Genomic DNA, 2,674 nt, shown 5'->3' with positions numbered 1-2,674 from the left:
TGACGCCGTCGCGCTTTTGATGATCTACGAACGGTTCGATCATGCCGTGTTCCAGTGCCATCTTGCGAATCCAGTGATCGGCTTTCAATCCCATGTTTATGACTCCCGGTTTGGTTTGAATTTATTTCAACCCGCCACGTTCCCCCAAAACCTGTTGGACGGAGGAGTTGATCTGGTCGGATTGGGATTCGATTTCTTTCAATTGATCTATTAGCGCTTGTGTTTCACTAACCCCGCTGAGATTAATCAGGTTGATGCGTACATTATAGGCGGCACAGGTCAGGGCCGCCCGCGCCAATGTAGCCGCAGAGGCGGCATCGCTGATAGCGTTGAGATTACCGGTTTCGGTCAATTCGGCGGCCAGTTTTTGAACCATCAGACAGTTGCGGGCGGTGATTAGAGGTACCCGCGAGGCATTCAACGTGGCCTGTTCAATGGCTTGCTGGCGCTGCTGTTCCTGCTCAGGAGTGTCTTTGGGCAGTTTGAATGCCTGCATCACCGATTCAAATGCCTGTGAGTCCTCTTCCACATTGCGCAGCAACACCTTACGCAGTGTTTCAGCCTCTTCCAGGATTGCCCACATGCGTTCTTTGACGGCTTCGTATTTCTTTTTACCCAAAGTCAAACGGGCAACCATCGCAACCAGTGCCGCAGCAACAGCTCCGGTGTGTGCCGCAGCAGATCCGCCGCCGGGTGTGGGAGTGGCAGCAGCCAGCGCGTCCAAAAAGGAAGTTTCCGGCGGGGCAGAAGCGGGCGGCTGTCCACGCATCAACTCCATCAGCCGCTGTTCCAGTATCTGTTCGGGAGAAAATTGATCGAGCTGCAGGTACCACACGGCGGCATCGTTGAGGGCTTCCTGGGGGATCAACCCTACCAGTTCAGAATGATGCACGGTTACACCGTAGCGCTCGGCTTCACGACGGATCATCTCCATCACACGCGCGATTGGCGTAGCGCGATAGTTGGTGAGGTTCATCGAAACCTGAGCGCGACCTTCGACCAGTACACCCATGGCTTTGACGTAACGCAATCCCCCTGAAGAATAGCGAATGGCTTTGGCAATTTTTTGGGCGATCGCCGTATCATTGGTATTCAGATAGACATTGAAGGCGATTAACGGCTGACGCGCACCAATCACGGTTGCACCGGCAGTACCCAGTACGCTGGGGCCAAAGTCGGGCTGGCGTTCCGGATTGATGCCAATTTCCAGCTTTAGTCCTTCGTACTGCCCACGGCGGATATTTTCCAGATTTTGGCGTTCGGGCCGTGTAGCCGCCTCTTCATATAGGTATACCGGAATGCCCAATTCCTCTCCAACCCGCTTGCCCAAACGGCGCGCCATTTCCACACATTCCTGCATGGTGATTTCGCTGATGGGTACAAACGGAACAACATCGGTTGCGCCGATTCGCGGATGAGCACCTTCGTGTTCGTTCATGTTGATTCGCTGAGCGGCGCGGGCAATTGCCTGAAAGGCGGCTTCCTCCACTGCGGCAGGCGGGCCGAGGAAGGTAATCACGGTTCGGTTGTGATCCAGGTCAGAATGGCGGTCCAGAATGTGGATTTCGGGGATGGATTGAATCGTCTGGATGATCTCCTCGACAACCTCCGGGCGTCGGGCTTCGGAAAAGTTGGGGATACATTCGACCAGCGGGGTGGGCATATTGACCTCGTAGGGTTGGGATAGGTCAATTATAATCGTTTGTGGCGGGTTCAACGCCGGAAAGGAGTAAAAATGTGTGGTCGGTTTTCGCTTGCACTTGACCCCGAGGAGTTGCGTGAAGTATTCGGTTTGGTTGAAACCCCCACCCTGTGGATTCCACGTTATAACATTGCACCCACCCAGCCTGTGGCAGTTATCACCGATGCTGCCCGGCCAAAACTGGATTATATGCGCTGGGGACTGGTACCCTCGTGGGCAAAGGACATCTCCATCGGGCAGAAGTTGATTAATGCCCGTGCGGAAACGATTCGGGAAAAACCCTCGTTTCGTTCCGCTTTCAGCCGGCGGCGGTGCTTAATCCCGGCGGATGGTTTTTTTGAATGGAAGAAACCAGAAGGTGGGAAAAAACTACCCGCCGAACCTTATTATTTTCGTCTGCGCGACGGCAAACCCTTTGCTTTTGCAGGTTTATGGGAGATCTGGCACTCACCAGAGGGTGATGAGTTGAAGACCTGTACCATCTTAACCACCGATGCGAACGAACTGGTCGGGACGGTGCATCAACGGATGCCCATTCTGTTTGAGGTGGATGAGGCATGGACGTGGCTGCAACCGCTGGCAGCTGATACGCTGCTGGCGTTATTGAAACCGTTTCCTGCTGAAAAAATGGAAGCCTATCCGGTCAGCCGGCTGGTCAATGATCCAAAGCAAGATGATCCGCAGTGCGTCCAGCCAATTGGCTGATTTGTGCCACAAAAACAGCAAATTAAATCCATTTTTCCTTGACCGGGTAGGGGGGTAGTGGTAAAATCAGCCCGTTCATGCCCCCATCGTCTAGGGGACCAGGACGCAGCCCTTTCAAGGCTAAAACGGGGGTTCGAATCCCCCTGGGGGCACAGGACAGACCTGCCGCAAGGCGGGTCTTATTTTATAGGGGCTGGGCAGCCCTTTCATGCCATCGAGGCAGGATCAGGCTAAAACGGGGGTTCGAATCCCCCTGGGGGCACAGGA

The 2,674-nt window shown here is 54.4% G+C and carries 2 protein-coding genes, 1 tRNA gene and 1 pseudogene; 2 read left to right on the top strand and 2 right to left on the bottom strand.

The annotated features are described in order from the left end of the window. Both VAE48_RS17525 and ftcD read right to left on the bottom strand, forming a co-directional pair. Positions 1–94: pseudogene (locus VAE48_RS17525) on the bottom strand (dCTP deaminase); the annotation flags it as partial. A gap of 27 nt (positions 95–121) precedes the next feature. Further along, positions 122–1,663 carry a glutamate formimidoyltransferase gene (gene ftcD, locus VAE48_RS10020; RefSeq protein ID WP_322793185.1) on the bottom strand — a complete coding sequence of 514 codons (1,542 nt, stop codon included), beginning with the start codon at positions 1,661–1,663 and terminating at the stop codon, positions 122–124. A 72-nt stretch (positions 1,664–1,735) separates the two neighbouring features. Between ftcD and VAE48_RS10015 the strand changes: the two genes are divergently transcribed. After that, positions 1,736–2,407, top strand: a complete 672-nt coding sequence (locus VAE48_RS10015) for an SOS response-associated peptidase (protein ID WP_322793184.1) — start codon at positions 1,736–1,738, stop codon at positions 2,405–2,407. Positions 2,408–2,486: 79 nt separating this feature from the next. Further along, positions 2,487–2,559, top strand: a tRNA-Glu gene (locus VAE48_RS10010). The last annotated feature ends 115 nt before the right edge of the window (positions 2,560–2,674 follow it).

The organism is Bellilinea sp., assembly GCF_034432615.1.
In the GTDB taxonomy this organism is placed as follows: Bacteria; Chloroflexota; Anaerolineae; order Anaerolineales; family Anaerolineaceae; genus Bellilinea.
Note: the sequence above shows the minus strand (reverse complement) of the source record. Positions and strands in the feature narration are given on the sequence as shown.